Source organism: Chitinophaga sp. (assembly GCF_039596135.1).
GTDB lineage: Bacteria > Bacteroidota > Bacteroidia > Chitinophagales > Chitinophagaceae > Chitinophaga.
Genome location: NZ_JBCNKH010000081.1, coordinates 1 through 16,160 on the forward strand (window position 1 = coordinate 1; position 16,160 = coordinate 16,160).

19 protein-coding genes are annotated in these 16,160 nt (G+C 42.0%); 11 read left to right on the top strand and 8 right to left on the bottom strand.

From position 1 onward, the window contains the following. Together ilvD and ABDW16_RS27325 are read right to left on the bottom strand one after the other, a co-directional pair. Positions 1-1,426: dihydroxy-acid dehydratase (gene ilvD, locus ABDW16_RS27320; RefSeq protein WP_343674222.1), on the bottom strand; the 1,426-nt coding region annotated here is incomplete at its 3' end. Positions 1,427-1,448: 22 nt separating this feature from the next. Further along, positions 1,449-2,006, bottom strand: a complete 558-nt coding sequence (locus tag ABDW16_RS27325; protein WP_343674223.1) for a Crp/Fnr family transcriptional regulator — start codon at positions 2,004-2,006, stop codon at positions 1,449-1,451. A 683-nt stretch (positions 2,007-2,689) separates the two neighbouring features. Between ABDW16_RS27325 and ABDW16_RS27330 the strand changes: the two genes are divergently transcribed. The 9 genes from ABDW16_RS27330 (at position 2,690) to ABDW16_RS27370 (ending at position 10,306) form a co-directional block, all read left to right on the top strand. After that, positions 2,690-2,854 (top strand): hypothetical protein, encoded by a 165-nt coding sequence (locus ABDW16_RS27330; RefSeq protein ID WP_343674225.1) that lies wholly within the window; start codon positions 2,690-2,692, stop codon positions 2,852-2,854. Between the two features lie 36 nt (positions 2,855-2,890). Next, positions 2,891-3,055 (top strand): hypothetical protein, encoded by a 165-nt coding sequence (locus tag ABDW16_RS27335; RefSeq protein ID WP_343674226.1) that lies wholly within the window; start codon positions 2,891-2,893, stop codon positions 3,053-3,055. Between the two features lie 36 nt (positions 3,056-3,091). Then, positions 3,092-3,253, top strand: a complete 162-nt coding sequence (locus ABDW16_RS27340) for a hypothetical protein (RefSeq protein ID WP_343674228.1) — start codon at positions 3,092-3,094, stop codon at positions 3,251-3,253. Positions 3,254-3,276: 23 nt separating this feature from the next. Beyond that, the gene (locus ABDW16_RS27345; protein ID WP_343674230.1) at positions 3,277-3,438 is read left to right on the top strand and encodes a hypothetical protein; all 162 of its coding nucleotides are present in this window, start codon (positions 3,277-3,279) and stop codon (positions 3,436-3,438) included. A gap of 55 nt (positions 3,439-3,493) precedes the next feature. Continuing rightward, positions 3,494-4,465, top strand: coding sequence for a DUF6624 domain-containing protein (locus ABDW16_RS27350; RefSeq protein ID WP_343674232.1), 972 nt, complete (start codon positions 3,494-3,496; stop codon positions 4,463-4,465). 11 nt (positions 4,466-4,476) lie between these two features. Next, on the top strand, positions 4,477-5,493 hold the full coding sequence (gwsG, locus tag ABDW16_RS27355; RefSeq protein WP_343674233.1) for a grasp-with-spasm system ATP-grasp peptide maturase: 1,017 nt from the start codon (positions 4,477-4,479) through the stop codon (positions 5,491-5,493). Positions 5,494-5,737: 244 nt separating this feature from the next. Then, positions 5,738-6,778: a grasp-with-spasm system SPASM domain peptide maturase gene (gene gwsS / locus ABDW16_RS27360; RefSeq protein WP_343674234.1), complete on the top strand. Its 1,041-nt coding sequence runs from the start codon at positions 5,738-5,740 to the stop codon at positions 6,776-6,778. Then, positions 6,775-8,967, top strand: coding sequence for a peptidase domain-containing ABC transporter (locus tag ABDW16_RS27365; RefSeq protein ID WP_343674236.1), 2,193 nt, complete (start codon positions 6,775-6,777; stop codon positions 8,965-8,967). Before gwsS ends, ABDW16_RS27365 begins: the two co-directional genes overlap by 4 nt. A gap of 10 nt (positions 8,968-8,977) precedes the next feature. Continuing rightward, a complete protein-coding gene (locus ABDW16_RS27370; RefSeq protein WP_343674238.1) occupies positions 8,978-10,306 on the top strand; it encodes an HlyD family efflux transporter periplasmic adaptor subunit in 1,329 nt (442 codons plus the stop codon). 117 nt (positions 10,307-10,423) lie between these two features. Here ABDW16_RS27370 and ABDW16_RS27375 read toward each other — a convergent pair whose 3' ends face one another. The 4 genes from ABDW16_RS27375 to ABDW16_RS27390 all read right to left on the bottom strand — a co-directional run bounded on the left by ABDW16_RS27375 (position 10,424) and on the right by ABDW16_RS27390 (position 13,314). Next, entirely contained in the window at positions 10,424-10,681 is a 258-nt protein-coding gene (locus ABDW16_RS27375; RefSeq protein WP_343674239.1) for a hypothetical protein, read from the bottom strand. Between the two features lie 4 nt (positions 10,682-10,685). Then, positions 10,686-11,627 carry a zeta toxin family protein gene (locus ABDW16_RS27380; RefSeq protein ID WP_343674241.1) on the bottom strand — a complete coding sequence of 314 codons (942 nt, stop codon included), beginning with the start codon at positions 11,625-11,627 and terminating at the stop codon, positions 10,686-10,688. Positions 11,628-11,767: 140 nt separating this feature from the next. After that, entirely contained in the window at positions 11,768-12,406 is a 639-nt protein-coding gene (locus tag ABDW16_RS27385; protein WP_343674242.1) for a DUF4241 domain-containing protein, read from the bottom strand. A 101-nt stretch (positions 12,407-12,507) separates the two neighbouring features. Then, the gene (locus ABDW16_RS27390) at positions 12,508-13,314 is read right to left on the bottom strand and encodes an SDR family oxidoreductase (RefSeq protein ID WP_343674244.1); all 807 of its coding nucleotides are present in this window, start codon (positions 13,312-13,314) and stop codon (positions 12,508-12,510) included. 97 nt (positions 13,315-13,411) lie between these two features. Here ABDW16_RS27390 and ABDW16_RS27395 point away from each other — a divergent pair, with 97 nt between their 5' ends. Further along, positions 13,412-13,771 carry a helix-turn-helix domain-containing protein gene (locus ABDW16_RS27395; RefSeq protein WP_343674245.1) on the top strand — a complete coding sequence of 120 codons (360 nt, stop codon included), beginning with the start codon at positions 13,412-13,414 and terminating at the stop codon, positions 13,769-13,771. 284 nt (positions 13,772-14,055) lie between these two features. Here ABDW16_RS27395 and ABDW16_RS27400 read toward each other — a convergent pair whose 3' ends face one another. Further along, entirely contained in the window at positions 14,056-14,256 is a 201-nt protein-coding gene (locus tag ABDW16_RS27400; RefSeq protein ID WP_343674247.1) for an NAD(P)H-dependent oxidoreductase, read from the bottom strand. 37 nt (positions 14,257-14,293) lie between these two features. Between ABDW16_RS27400 and ABDW16_RS27405 the strand changes: the two genes are divergently transcribed. After that, complete coding sequence (locus ABDW16_RS27405) at positions 14,294-14,506, top strand: hypothetical protein (RefSeq protein WP_343674259.1); 213 nt, start codon at positions 14,294-14,296, stop codon at positions 14,504-14,506. A gap of 363 nt (positions 14,507-14,869) precedes the next feature. Here the strand turns inward: ABDW16_RS27405 and ABDW16_RS27410 are convergent, their stop codons facing one another. After that, positions 14,870-16,159 carry a HupE/UreJ family protein gene (locus ABDW16_RS27410; RefSeq protein ID WP_343674248.1) on the bottom strand — a complete coding sequence of 430 codons (1,290 nt, stop codon included), beginning with the start codon at positions 16,157-16,159 and terminating at the stop codon, positions 14,870-14,872. Between the last annotated feature and the right edge of the window lies 1 nt (position 16,160).

The following is a 16,160-nucleotide window of genomic DNA, read 5'->3' on the forward strand; positions in this document are numbered from 1 at the left end:
CACTAAACCTCCCATCTGTAATCAACGCCACTGAACTTCCCAATCCCATCCCCATTATCAAACTCGTCGGCGTCAGCATCTCCTGCATCCCTGGCCCGCCTTTCGGCCCCTCATACCTGATCACCACCACATCTCCTGCCTTCACTTTCCCCATCAAAATCCCCTCAATCGCTTCCGGCTGCCCATCAAAACACACTGCCTTTCCCGTAAACACCCTTGACCCCGTAATCCCCGCCGTCTTAATCACCGCGCCCTGCTCCGCCAGGTTACCATACAAAATCGCCAATCCACCCACCTGGCTATAAGGATTATCAACCCGATGAATGATCCGCTCATCCTTTATCTCCGCATCCCGGATCCTTTCAGAAAGCATTTCTCCACTCACTGTCAGGTTATCTGTCAACACCCCATTCCCTCTTTTATTCATTTCCTTCATCACCGCATTCACCCCTCCAGCCCTGTTAATATCCTCCATATGCACCGTCGTCAGACTAGGAGAAATCTTCGCTATATGAGACACATTCTTTGATATCTCATTAATATCACTGAGCTGAAAATTTACATCCGCCTCATTGGCAATCGCCAGCATATGCAGCACCGTATTCGTACTTCCACCCATCGCCATATCCACTGCAAATGCATTCCGCACAGCATGCTCATTCAGTATATGCTTCAGCTTAAACCGTTCCCGCGCTACATCATCTTTCACAATCTCACAAATCCTCTTCGCTGCTTTTCTGTACAGTGCCTCACGTTCAGGTGTCTGCGCAGGTATCGTTCCATTCCCCGGCAGTGCAATCCCCATCGCTTCCATCAGCGTATTCATAGAGTTCGCCGTAAACATACCGGAACAACTTCCCCCGCTCGGACATGCATTACACTCAATATCCCTGAGTTCTTCATCACTCATCATCCCAGCCTCATGTTTTCCCACTGCTTCAAAAGCTGTTGCCAGATCGATAGGAGTACCATCTTTCTTATACCCCTTCACCATTGGTCCACCGCTCACAAATACAGTAGGCACATTCACCCTGAGAGCACCCATGATCATCCCTGGCACAATCTTATCACAATTAGGAATCGCGATCATCGCATCCAGCTTATGTGCATTCATCACACTCTCTACAGAACTTGCAATCAGTTCTCTGCTCGGTAGTGAATACAACATCCCATCGTGGCCCATGGCAATCCCATCATCCACACCAATGGTATTGAATTCAAACGGCACGCAACCATTCGCCCGAATTTCGTCTTTAATAATTTCCGCTACTTTATTCAGAAAAAAGTGTCCCGGAATAATTTCAATAAATGAATTTGCAACGCCAATAAAAGGCTTGCTGAAATCTTCATCCTTTAATCCCGTCGCTCTGAATAATGATCTGTGTGGTGTTCTCTGGCACCCTTTTTTTACTTCATCACTTCTCATGATGGCATTTGTTGTTTTAGAATTACATATGTGATTTCAGCCTGCTAAGTGTCTCTGGCGATATATTCAGATAAGCGGCAAGATTAGCATTAGACAACCGTTGAATCAGTTCCGGATTATTTATGAGCAGGCTACGATATCGTTCTGCAGCATTCTGCGTAAGTAGGCTACTGAGTTTTGAGTTGATCACAGTTAAGCCATATTCAAGTATATAGATATAGATTTTGTCCCATCCAGGTATGATCTCCCTGAGCCGAAAAAAATCATGGTGTGTAATCACGAGCAGCTCCGACTTCTCTACAGCTTGTATGTATTCAGGGGCAGGTTTCCTGGAAATAAAGCTGACAATAGAAGTCAGGAACGTGTTTTCGAATGCCATGAACCGGGTGGACTCGTTACCGTAAGAAAGCCGAAGACAACCTTTCGTAATGAAAAACAATTTATCTGCTACAATACCTTCTTCGAGTAATAGTTCATTCTTCTTTGCGGTGAGCGGTTTGAAATAGGAGAGCGCCTCAGTTACTTGTTCTTCACCAGGTAATGCGTTTTTTCGGATGAGGTCTGCAAGGTCGGCCTTCATTATAAGTGAATTGAAAATTCAAAGGTGGGATAAATTATTATGAAAAACATTGACCTTGGTCAAAATCGAAAAATGGCCGAGTCAGCCCTCGACGTTAAAAACTCCTTAAAAAAATAATTTTATAAAAATTGGTGTTATTTCTACAAGAAATTTTTTAAATTCGGTAACCTTAACCCTTTGTTCTATGCAACTCAAAAAATTCGGAGCTCAGGAAATTAACCTTACCAGAGATCAATTATTGACTGTAAAGGGTGGCAATGTGCCTTCATCAACATTATCCGGCCCTACCGGCACGGATCCCGGGGCATCAACTACCATAGATTATGAAGACAACGATTCTGATTGATTCCATTAAGATAAGGTCGCTTTTAAGAATGTTTTACTTTAGTTAATCCAATTTCCATGCACCTTGAGAAACTTCCCACCACCAGAGAATGTCTGTTACTTTACCACTGCGGGTGTGCATAATACGGATCTCGGATCATCTACAGCTATCAATATGGATGACTGATAAATATTGATCATCTTCTCAATAACAAATATTGGGAGTGGACACATATGCCTTGTTATTTTCTCATTGACTATTGAGAACAGGATCTTCATGCCGGATACCTTCGGCGACCTTACATCCTACAGGCACATACGATGACGGATCTTTTATTTAATCACTTAAACCAATTTTTATGAAACTCGAAAAACTCACCTCCCAGGAGAAATCCCTCACAAGGGAAGAGATGCTTTCTTTACAAGGTGGCAGTGTCAATCCAACCTTGACAGGTACAAACTACCACAGCACAGACCTTGGCACATCTACTGCCGATGACTATGATGATGCTGATGGTGATTGATAACACCTATTATTCAACAATTAAACCCAAATTTCCATGAAACTCGAAAAACTCACTCCACAGGAGAGATCCCTCACAAGGGAAGAGATGCTTAAATTACAAGGTGGCCTCTCAGAACCATCCTTAACAGGCACAAACAAACATAGCACAGACCTCGGTACCTCTACCGCCGAAGACTATGATGATGGTGACGGTGATTGATTTCTTTTATTATTTTACAATTAAACCCAAATTTCCATGCAACTCGAAAAACTCACTCCACAGGAGAAGTCCCTCACAAGAGAGGACATGCTTACCCTGTACGGAGGTATCCTCGCCCCAGCTTTAACTGGCACAAAGCGACACCTGACTGATCTCGGTACCTCAACTGCCGATGATTATGATGACGCTGACAATTAATTAATCCTTTAACCCACATTTTTATGCAACTCGAAAAACTCACTCCACAGGAGAAATCTCTCACAAGAGACGAAATGCTTTCCCTTCAAGGTGGTAACGTACCATCTTTAACAGGTACAAACTACCACAGCACAGACCTTGGTACATCTACAGCCGATGACTACGATGATGCTGATGGTGACTGATATCCTTAAACAGAAGGGTAGGTTATTGTAACCTACCCTTCCAAATAATTTATTAATGAGAGCAATACTGCTTTTTACAGGCATTCTTATGTCACAATTATTATCAGGACAACGATTGATTCTATTGGACAATGATCCGCAGGCGCAAAACCTGATTAAAGAAGGTGATGCGGCCTACTTCAGCGGAGATTTCAAAAAAAGTATTCAATCTTATCAGCAACTCGCTGAGATAAAACACAATAGCCCGGAAGTACTCTTTAACCTGGCAATTAGTTTTATGGCGAATGGTCAGACAGATAGCACCTTTCATCTGCTCTTTGCCATCGTCGATGCCGGCTACAGGCAGGCGGACTTTATCCGCTATACAACAGAGTTTGAAAAACTTCACGGTAGCGCTAAATGGAATAAACTAATGAAAGAACTCAATGCCCGCTTCCTGGACTATTGCAAAACAAGTGGCATCAGGAATGAAAAAGTGGCAAAGCAGTTAGATTACCTCTTTTATAACGACCAAAAGTACCAGCGCATAGGTACTTTCAAAAGAAGATATGCAGGGGCCTATCCACTGTATACTGATAAAGCAATAGATTCATTACAACATGCTACATTCCGCCAAAATGTGGATTACATGAAGCAACTGTTTGCCCAAAATGGCTATCTGTGGAAGAATGATATCGGTGCAGAAGCTGTACATACCTCCTGGATCATTGCACAACACGCAGATTTTGATACCGCATTTCAGAAAGAATACCTGCGGCAAATGAAAACAGCTGTAGACAGAAACGAAGCCAGTGCCCAGGACTATGCTTACCTCACAGACAGGGTCAGAAAAAACACCGGTGAAAAACAACTATACGGTACGCAAATGAATTATACAACTACAAAAGATAGCACCGGGAAAGTAAAAGTTGAATCAGGACTATGGCCGGTCGAAGACGAAGCCAACCTGAACCAGCGCAGGAAAGAAGTAGGCCTGATGCCGATAGAAGAATACCTGCAAATGATGAAACTATTGAATAACCACTAATAACTTAACAGATGATCCTGGTTATAAGCCACGCTAGTTTTGAATATACTACCGAAGTTGTAATGGACTGGCTTTTCTACTTAAAAGCAAACTTCGTCCGCATCAACGGAAATGACCTGGTAGAAAACAGCCGGCATCGTTTAAACATTACAATCGGCAATGAACAACATCCCGAAGAACAACCCTTAATCACCTACAATGGCAAAGTGTTGAACCTTGCTGATATCAATGCCGTCTGGTATCGTCGCTGGGTATTTCAGGCTACCTTTCCTAAGATTTCACCCCTTGAAGAAAAGAAATTTGAAGAAGATATCAACGAATTCAGAACAGAAGAATTCAAGGTCCTCAGCGAAATATTCTTCCACCAGATAAAAAACAAAAAGATCATCGGTTCCCCCAATCACCTGAAAAAGAACCCGTCTAAATATAAACAGTTATTAGCCGCTAAACAGGCCGGCATAGACATTCCTGATACTATCATCACCAGCTCAAAAGAAGAACTGTATAACTTTTACCTCAGCCACAATAAAAGAGTAATCGTAAAAGCAATGAGCGAAGCAGGACTGTTTAATTTTAGCGGAGAATTGCTGGCTGGATTTACAGAAATTGTATCAGAAGAAGTGATCAATAATTTGCCCGATCATTTTTATCCTTCCTCCTTCCAGGAAATGGTGGAGAAAGATGTAGAGTTACGTGTGTATTATCTCGAGGGCAAATGTTACCCCATGGCCATCTTTTCAACACTGGATAAGCAAACCAGCATAGACTTCAGGAAATACAACCTTCAGACACCTAACCGTAATGTGCCCTTCAGGATTCCCGACGATCTCGCCGCTAAGATCGTAGTACTGATGGATGACCTGGATTTGAACACAGGTTCCCTGGATATCATCCTTACCACAGAAGGAAGATTTGTATTCCTGGAAGTAAACCACGGCGGCCAGTTTGGAATGGTCTCAGAACCCTGCAATTACCAATTGGAAAAAATAGTCGCCACCAGTCTCATAGAAAGTGACCTGGTTGCATGATCCCCCTAAAACTTAACCAATGGCAGAAGAAAAAAATGTAACCAATTACCTCAATGCAATCAACCCTGCGGAGAGAACAAGGATTCCCATATCCGTATATTTTGTTAGCCAGTCGAATTCATACCATGTGCGATTTGAAAAAAGCAGGAAACATAATTCTGAAAAATATCCCTGCATGGCTTTTTTTAAACCCATCTCACAAATTGTTGATTGGGAGAATGATCTCCTGAAAAAATAACTTGTTATGAATATGAAGATAAAACTCTTTGAATGCTGCATGCCTGTAAAAGGTGCGCGCCGTAGTGTGATATGCGATGTACAACGCAATAACTATGAATTTATCCCCAATTCACTGTATGACTTTATAGCCCGCTATGATGGCCATTCAGTAGAAGAGATCAAAGCTGAATTCCCTGCAGATGCACATGAAACCATCGATGAATATATCTCCTTCCTGGTCGATAAAGAGTTTGCTTTCTTTACAAAGCATCCCGAATATTACCCGCCTATCAGTAAGCAATGGGAAATGCCTTACCAGGTTACCAATTGTATAATAGATACTGATAGTACTTCCCGGCACGATTACAGGAAGATTTTTTCACAGCTCGATGAGCTGGGTTGTATAGCAGTAGAATTAAGGTGCTTTGACGTGATTCCTTATGAACAACTCATCGCTATATTAGACAGTGCTAATAACACGATGCTTAGGTCCATCGACCTGTTAATAGCCTACGATGAACAGTATTGTAATGCAGAGATACTTCAATATATACAAAATGAGTACAAGCGTATCGTTACAATGATGGTACATTCCTGCCCGTCGGACCTGGATGTATCCGCATTTCCGCCATTGGTAATGGGTACAGACAAAGTTGTTCCCAACAGTACCTGCTGTGGCACGATCAGTAAATTGAACTTCTCCTGCAATCAGAAAAAGTTCCTGGAAGCATTATCTTTTAATAGCTGTCTGAACAGGAAGATTGCAGTTGATACAAATGGAGACATTAAAAATTGTCCTTCCATGCAGCAGTCTTACGGTAATATTTCTTCCACTACACTGGCACAGGCACTGGCAGAGGAGACTTTTAAACAGGTGTGGTCCATTACAAAAGACCAGGTAACTACCTGCAAAAGCTGTGAGTTTAGGTATATCTGTACGGACTGCCGGGCTTACCGGGAAGATGAGGCAGACCTCTATAGCAAACCTGCAAAGTGTGGATATGATCCCTTCCAGGCAGAATGGGTGGGTAATTATGAGTTATCTCAAACAAGTATTAGCATTTGAAATCGTTCGTATTTTATAAACAACTAAACGCAATGGATTGTGGTCCTACGTGCCTGCGCATGATAGCGCGGTACTATGGCCGCCATTATAATGCGGATACACTCAGGCAGATGGCTGGCTTTGGGCGGCAAGGCGTGACGCTCTTTGGTATCAGCGATGCTGCAGAAAAGATAGGGTTTAGAACCCGTGGTGTACAGTTGACATTTGAACGGTTACAACAACTGACCCTGCCCTGTATATTGCACTGGGATCAGAATCACTACGTCGTCTTATTAAGAGCGGCTGGCAATAAGCGGGTTAAAATAGCGAACCCCGGTCGTGGTATTGAAACGCTTTCACAACAGGAGTTTCTGCAACACTGGATCTCTCATAAAAATGGTGATGGCGAAACAACGGGGATCGCATTGCTGTTGGAACCTTCTCCCGCATTTTACGAGCATGCGGGAGAGGAGCAGAAGAAGTTTACCTGGAAGGCGTTGTTCCCTTATCTTCGTCAGAATCGCTGGCAGATCACACAGGTAATGTTGACTCTTTTAGTAGGCGCATTACTACAGCTGGCCTTCCCATTCCTTACGCAAAGTATCGTGGATACGGGCATTACCACCCAAAATATGGAGTTTATAGTGGTGATCCTTGTTGCCCAACTGATGCTTACTTTTAGCAGAACGGTAGTCGACTTTATCCGCAGCAGGCTATTGTTGAAAGTCTCTAATATCCTGAACCTGTCTATTCTCTCTGATTTCTGGATAAAGTTGAGCCGTCTGCCTGTTTCTTATTTCGATGCGCATCAGACAGGGGATACCTTACAGCGAATCGGCGATCATAAACAGATCCAGAATTTTCTGACCGGTCAGGCACTCAATACCCTGTTCTCGCTGATCAATTTCTTTGTGTATGCGCTCATACTGGCTACATTCAGCATTTTGCTATTCGAAGTCTTCATTGCAGGGAGTGTGTTATATTTCCTTTGGATCAGGATCTTTTTGCCTATCCGCCGCAAGCTCAACTTTGAAACTTTTCAACTGTCTGCAAAAGAGAATACTACCACCCTTCAGCTCGTGCTGGGCATGCATGAAATAAAACTGAACAATGCCGAACAGCAAAAGCGTTGGGTATGGGAGAATATTCAGGCACTGATATTCAAGCTGAACCTCAAAAGCCTGAGTTATCAGCAATGGCAGCAAACAGGGGCGATGTTTATTAACCAGTCCAAAGATATTTTGATTACCTTTTTAGTAGCAAAAATGGTGATTGATGGGAACCTCACCCTGGGTACAATGTTGGCAGTGCAGTATATAGTAGGTCAGCTCAACAGCCCCTTAGAACAATTCATTAGCCTGGTACAAAACGCACAGGATGCAAAAATGAGCCTGGAAAGATTGCAGGAAGTGCATCAGCTGAAAGACGAGGAACCTGTAGATAGCCTATTCAATGCCAATCTTCCTGAAAGCAAAACCATTGATATCACTGGTCTTTCTTTTGCCTACCCGGGTCCTGGTAATCTGCCTGTCTTAAAAGAGATCTCCCTGGAAATTCCTGAAGGTAAGGTCACCGCCATTGTAGGCGCCAGTGGCAGTGGCAAAACAACGTTACTCAAAATACTCCTGAAATTCTATCATCAATTCGATGGTGAAATCAAGATAGGGGATAGCAATTTTAAATTCATTAGTCCTGGTTTCTGGCGGAGTCAGTGTGGAGCAGTGTTGCAGGACGGCTTTATCTTCAACGATACAATTGCTGGCAACATAGCAGTGGGGGAGGAGCTCATGGTGTATGAAAAACTGGTCCAATGTTGTAAGATCGCAAACATTTTGTCATTCATAGAATCGCTCCCGAATGGTTTCCACACGCAACTGGGTGCAGAAGGTGTGGGATTGAGCCAGGGTCAGAAGCAACGACTACTGATTGCGCGGGCACTTTACAAGGATCCGAAATATCTTTTCTTCGACGAAGCGACCAATGCGCTGGATGCGCATAATGAGAAAATCATTACAGCCAGTCTGGACAGATTTTTCAGAGGACGCACAGTGGTAGTAGTGGCACATCGCCTGAGCACAGTAAAAAATGCAGACAAGATTATTGTATTACACGAAGGACGGATAGTAGAGGAAGGCTCTCATGAATACCTGTCTGCAATAAAAGGGAGATATTATGAGCTGGTGAAAAATCAGCTTGAATTAGGAAATTAATAATAACAGCATGCCTACAATAACGCAACCAACATCTCCGGTACAGTTGAATGGACACGTGCCTGCAAAGCAGGTGGTGATCCGTTCGGAGGCGATGCAGGAGATTATAGACCGGAAACCGGACTTTATGGACAAATGGGCGGTTATCATATTCTTAGCTGGTTTATGCCTGTTATTTGCCTCAACATGGTTTATTCACTTCCCTAATACAATAGAAGCGAGTGCTTACCTCACAGCCCGTGATGCACCCAAAGAAATCTTTTCCCGGCAGGAGGGGCGGCTCATTCGCTTGTGGGGGCACAACGATGATACCGTTGCTGCCGGCCAGGTCATCGGCTGGATCGAAAGTACTGCCGATCATGCCTCGGTAGCAGATCTCTCCATCCGGTTAGACAGTAGTCTTCGCCTGCTTGCAGATGGTCGTACCGACAAGGTATCCCAGTTATTTGAAAAGCATTACAGCCATCTTGGAGAGCTGCAGACAGCCTACCAAACATTCATTGCTGCATTGCAGGTGTACAACGATTACCTTGTAAACGGGTTCTATAACCACAAAAAACAATTGCTGAAAAACGATATAGTCTCCCTACAACAAATCAACACATCTTTATTGAACCAGGAAAAAATGACCAATGAGGATATCCAGTTGGCAGAGGAGTCATTTAATATGAATAATTCCTTATTAAATGAAAAAGTATTATCCCGGGAAGATTTGCGCCAGGCAAAAAGTAAGCTGGTAAATAAGAAATTATTACTCCCCCAGTTAAAAACGACGATGCTTTCTAATGAAATTCAGCAGCGGGAAAAGCAAAATGAAATAGACATGCTCGAACATGATCTGACACAACAAAAGATCATTTTTCAGCAGGCATTACAGACATTTAAAAGTGCGATTGAAGATTGGGAAATGAAGTATGTAATTAAGTCTCCTATAGATGGCGTGCTTTCATTTGTAGTACCTTTGCAGGATAAGCAATTTTTACAAACAGGGAAATTGCTTGGCTATGTCAACCCTACAGGTACCCAGTATTACGCACAATTGAATCTTCCTCAGAATAACTTTGGTGAAATCGATACGGGATTGCAGGTGCAATTGAGATTTTATGCTTATCCTTACCAGGAGTTTGGTTTTGTACCTGGTACGCTCAATTATGTTTCCAGGGTGGCTACAGATAGTGGTTTTATAGCGACTATCCGGTTGAATAACGGGTTGGAAACTAATCATCATATCAGGATGCAGTACAAAACAGGTTTGAAAGCGAAGGCGGTTGTTATTACGCGGAATATGCGGTTGCCACAGCGGTTGTATTATAGTGTTGCTAAGGCAATCAGGCCGTAAGGTATTTACAAAAATATGCGTTTGCAACAAGATTAACTTAGCAATGTCAAACCTGCCGGTCCGTATCTTCAGTAGACTGTATCCCTGCTGCAGAAAGTTTTTCAGGTTTGCATCAACCTATTTAAACTTGCCAGATTTCAAAAGTTGAAGATCTCTAAGCATATTATCTAATTCGCGATCTTCCTGCTCATAAAGAAACGCAATCGCTGCTGAGTGCTTTTGTACTAATTCTTTGTATGCAAGTGTATCAGGATGATTACTATGCACTGCACGCTTTACAGCTACACGTGAGATTTTACGGGAAAATCCGTTGCTTTTTGGGGAATTGGTACGCATAGTACCCACCTTTCTTCTATTATTTCCTTCTTTTGACATATTACTAATTTAAGTTTATTTTTTTGAATTTGAGCATGGCTGCTGGATTATCTCCTTCAAGATTGACTGTAATATAAGGTTCTCCCGGCTCTACATCAGTAGAAATTGCACCGAAGCTTTTGAATAAATCGCTTCTCTCACATTTGAGTAAATAATAAGTTAAGCTCGGATCATTGCCAAAGTCATCAAATATCATCCCTAAGGGCACATATCGCCCTGATTTATTATACCTTTTGATGGCTCTGATGGTAGCTTCACGTTTGGGAAGAGCAATCAGCGTAAGGTGTACCTCGTATCCCAAACTGTTAAGTTTTTCAGCAGTCCTGATTATATTATCAGACTTATTACCTATTCGGGGTAATACAATGTTATATCCATTACGAATTGATAAGGTCTGTAATCCTAAAACTTTTTTAGGATTATCTTTGAATCCAAATGTAATGTCTACGGATTCAAGATGCACAAGCGAAGCTCCCCAAGGTAATTTACGAAACTCTGGTAACTTCCTTTTTGCATAATCTGAATCAATGATTATCGCATGATATTTATCTGATATCATATTGCTAATGCCAGATTTTCCCGAAGCCGGCAAGCCAATTACAATAAAAGCCTTCTTTTCTGCTTTCACCCCTGTTTGAGGCAAAGCACCACCTCTCCCCAGGCAAATATCATCATCATTATCCAATCTTGTTGTCGTAATCAATTCATTAATAATTTGCTCTCTTAGCGCCCACCTGGCCGCCTCCGTTTTATAATTACGGTCACGATAATTATCGTACATCAATGTATGTACTCCTGGATGATCATAGTCAATCAATGCTTTCTCGCTGTTCACAATTTTAAAAGCAATATCTTTTTCATCTTCTTCCGGTTCAAACTCCAGAACAGTAGTGAGAAAATGATCCACCTGATTAATATCTAAGAGTAACCTTGCATATCTACCCATGATATTTTTGGTTGAATTATTTTACTACAACTATATTACTTTCTTTCAAAACCAGTAACATAGAAAAATTTTAATTGAGCACTTATACTGCAAATAAAAAAGCCCGCGCACTGCGCGGGCCCTCAATTCATTAAACTCACTTACTCCTCTTCACCAATCACCCCAAAGTCAGTCACCAACCTGCATATCTTCCCCTTCGCATCAAAACCAATATAAGTCGCATAAACCCCATCTCCCCATCCGGAACTAAAAAGCGCAATCGTATGCCCATCCAGTTCCTTCAGCAACCACGACCGTGTATGCTTATAACTCTCCTCCATCTCCGCTGCTATTTCATCAATAACCTCACTATCCATATAAGATCCAAATACTTCTCCTGCCGCTGCATCCATAAACGCCCCTGTACCTGCATCCACAGGGTATCCAAAATACTGCCCTTTCTTCAAAATGGAAAGATCCCGCCCCGGCAGTACCGCCATCTGCCATGTTACAGGCGTTTCTTCGGCTGCAAAGTTGATTCTTGCCAAAGCCACCCGTTCGTCGGTATTAATTTTAGCAATAGCCAGTTGTACCGGAAATGCACCAATAGGAAATGTCGCCTCAAAAGGAATTTCACCGTTATACAAATACGGATCGCAGGCAATGATTTTTCCATCAGTTACTTTTAGGTCGCCCATATTATGCACATAAAAGCCAAAGGTTTGCTTTTCAAAATTTGTGTACGTAAAATCTTTGCTGAATGCTGATTCAAGGAATTCGGGGATAAAATAAGTTGCCATAAAAATTGTGGTAAGTGGAATCAAATATAATGTAATCTTTAGGCAAAGAGAAATACCTGCTTAAAATAAAAAAAGCCCGCGCACTGCGCGGGCTTTAAATCTTAATGAGAATCTTTAAGCGCGTCAAAATACATCGCCTTGATTTCTCTTCGTGAATTTTCAGCACCTACCTGCATCCGTCTATCATATATCGCTTGTGAACCTTTGCCAGCGAAATAACGCAATTGATCCTTATTATCAGTCGCCGCTTCGTAAATAACATCTGCAATTTCTTCTGGTGTAGATGATGGATTAATTACACTCAACATTTTCTGCTCAGTTGCCTGGTAAAATGGAAGCGGATTAACATCGGCATTGTGGCTGAATAGCTCTGTTTTCGTGGCACTGGGTGCAACGGTTTTAACGCCAATATTAAACAGCGACAACTCTATGGATAAACACTCGCTCCATCCTTCTACTGCCCATTTAGTCCCATTATAAACACTGGTAAAAGGGAAACCTGTATGCCCACCTATTGAAGTTACATTAATGAACATGCCCTTTTGGGCTTCTCTGAAGTGCGGAATGAATGCTTTTGTAACACGGATGGTACCCAAAAAATTTGTGTCAATCTGCCGAACAATATTCTCATCTGTAAAAGCTTCTAAAGAGCTTAATAAGCCGTAACCAGCATTATTTATCACAACATCAATCTCTGCTAATGAATAAGCTTTAGCCACAGTGTATTTAATTTGTTCTGGTCTGGTTACATCCAGCGGCAAAAGAATGATATTTTCCAGCAGGTTTAATTCCGTTTCTTTTTCGGGATTTCGCATTGTTGCAATCACTCGCCAACCTTTTGATTGAAATAGTTTCGCTGCTGCTTTCCCAATTCCTGACGATGTACCTGTGATGAAAACCGTTTTCATTGAAGTAATTTTTAATTGGTTATAGTGTAAAAGTAAAGTAGAATAAGTATACATTTGATACCTGTATACAAAAGGATACTTAATATAAATTATTGATATGGAAGAGGGTAAAGCAGCAAACAAAGAGAAAAAATTTAAAGAAAAAATTAAGGCTATTCAGGATACTATGTTTGTAATCGGAGGTAAATGGAAAGTACCCATTATACTTTCCATTTATAGCGGAAATAAACGGTTTAATGAAATTGTGGCTTCCATTCCTGACATTACCAATCGCGTGCTTTCAAAAGAACTCAAGCACCTGGAAAACAATTTACTCATTTCCAGAACAGTAATTGACGACTATCCGGTGCGGGTCGAATATACGCTTACAGACTACTGTTTAAGTATTAATGAGGTAGCAGCGTCAATGGAAAAATGGGGAAAAAATCACATAAAGAAAATCAAAGGAAAATTATAACTCAAGGTAGCCTCATGCTCATTACTGACCTCTGCAATACTACGTGCAACGGAGGCCAGGGCAAATAGGAACAATCAGCCATATTAAAACAAAAAGAGGAAGAATTAAGAATAATTCTTCCTCTTTTGACCTTTGCGGAGAGAAGGGAACAACTTTCGACCCAATTTGTAAAGGATTTACAGAAAATTCGCCAATTTGGTATAACTCACTCAAACCGTTTCGCTGAATTACTCATCACTTCCAATATATTACAGTAGCAAGTACTATATTTTATATAACTGGTCTTAAAAGAAAAACTTTTCTACAGTTGAAAATGCTTTTTCAAACGCATTTTCTTTGTGGTCTTGCAATGCTACACCTTCAAGTCTAAATGCTGTGATATTAGTAATACCTACAAAGCCTAATATGGTTCTTAAGTAGTTCTCGGAAAAATCGAACACTTTAGCAGCTCCTTCTGAATAGATTCCGCCTGATGATATTGCCAAGTGGCTGAAGGCTGGAATATTGGAAAAGGGACAAGTGATGTACCCGACAGAGGGTACTTCACAGGGAGGTAGTATCTCTCCGTTGATCAGTAATGTTTTTCTGCACTATGTTCTGGACGAATGGTTCAAAGAACAAATCCAGCCATTACTGAAAGGGAGCAGCTTTATCATTCGGTTTGCAGATGAGTTTCTGTTAGGTTTACTAACTGGGATAAATGAAACACCTCGAAATTACCCGGCAGGTATTTAATCCTTCCCGACAAAGTCTGGTCAACCACCCGAAAGCGAGTCCTGCGTAGTCATCAGAGATGGTGGCACGAAGCGTAGATAGCGACTACTGAGGGTATGCTATTGAGACTCGAAACTGTCCACGATGTTGAAGCTTTAGCTGTTCGAATAGCTAATGCAACATCAAACCTGCGTTATCTGACGAGTAGGGTCGATTCGACCGGGGTCTGAGAACATATCAAAAGTAGACAGAATAATAGTGTCAGTGTACCAGGAATGGCCATTAAATTGTACGAACACGTCCTGGTTATCAATGGTAAGGGTCTTTTCCATATAGGGAAATTACATAAAAACCTTATCTATTACGCAATGCCTGAAATCAAATTTATTCTTTTACTTTCTTATAGCTCAATATTACTGGACCATAATGCTGCCACACATAGCAGCCAATTGAAAAAACAGCCAACCCAACTATTGCCCATATAGCATATTCATACGCCGCTGCAATAAGCCCTGTGATAAAATTGGGTATCCCTGTACAACGCTCTACGATCCAGGCTATGGAAACAATACCAGCCGTCACAGCTCCCGCTATACGGAACCAGCGGTACATTTTTGTCTGACTTAATAGAATTAACCAGGGTATAATAAGTGCAACAATAAAGAGCTGCATCAGCTCTATCCCCAGGTTGAAACCAAGTATGCTCAAGGCCAGTATGCGAGCACCTAACCCCATCCCAGATAAAGCAGCCGCAAATGCCATCCCATGTATCAGTCCAAAACCTCCCGCTACAAAAAACTCTTTACCCGGGAATACAGGGCGTAAAGCATGAATAGCAGATACCAGTATAGACAGCGCTATCAGCACTTCAATCGGCTGCGCTGGTGGCCGGCACCAGCCCAATGCACCTATCAGCAAAGTGATGGAATGCCCAATGGTAAAAGAAGTAACTATCTTCAACAACCGGGTAAGGCTATATTTCGTACCTGCATACCCTGCCCATTTTTTACCCGTTGCTACCAGCGTTGCTGGCAACAACAAAACAATTAAAAATAATAAATGATCAGTCCCCTCCTGAATATGCTGCATCCCCAATTCCAGCATACTTTTAAATCCCTTCCACCAGCTACCTTCTTCAAGGTCCACAGTAAGGGGTTCAAATTTCCCGATCTTAAAATTGGTGGTTATCACCCCCAATGGCTCTCCCGAATTTTCAGCATGCAAGCCATTTTTCCAGTCATTCTTCAAAAATACCAATATGCTGTGCGTGATGATCTGATGCACGATCACATCATAATCAAACAAAAAACTCCTGAGGCTTTTCCCCGCTGGCGGCGCCATTTTAAACCATACCACCACCTCCCGGTAGTTCCCCACATTGATATCTACATTCTCTTCCGTACCTATGCTATCAATGGTGGTGGCCCACAACGTCTGACCGCTGAACGCTTTAATATGCTGATGAAAATAATTTTTGAAGAATTGCGTGTTTACATTCAGGTTATTGTCTGCCTCCATTTTAAGAGCACCTTCAAGATCAAGCAAAGGCATTTTCGCTTCCCCTGAAATGCTGGTCTCCAGTACAGACAGGGTCACCACCGAACTTGGCATTGGATGCGCGAATGAACAAATGCCGGACAACAATAGTAATGCACTTAAAATATACCCCTTCATA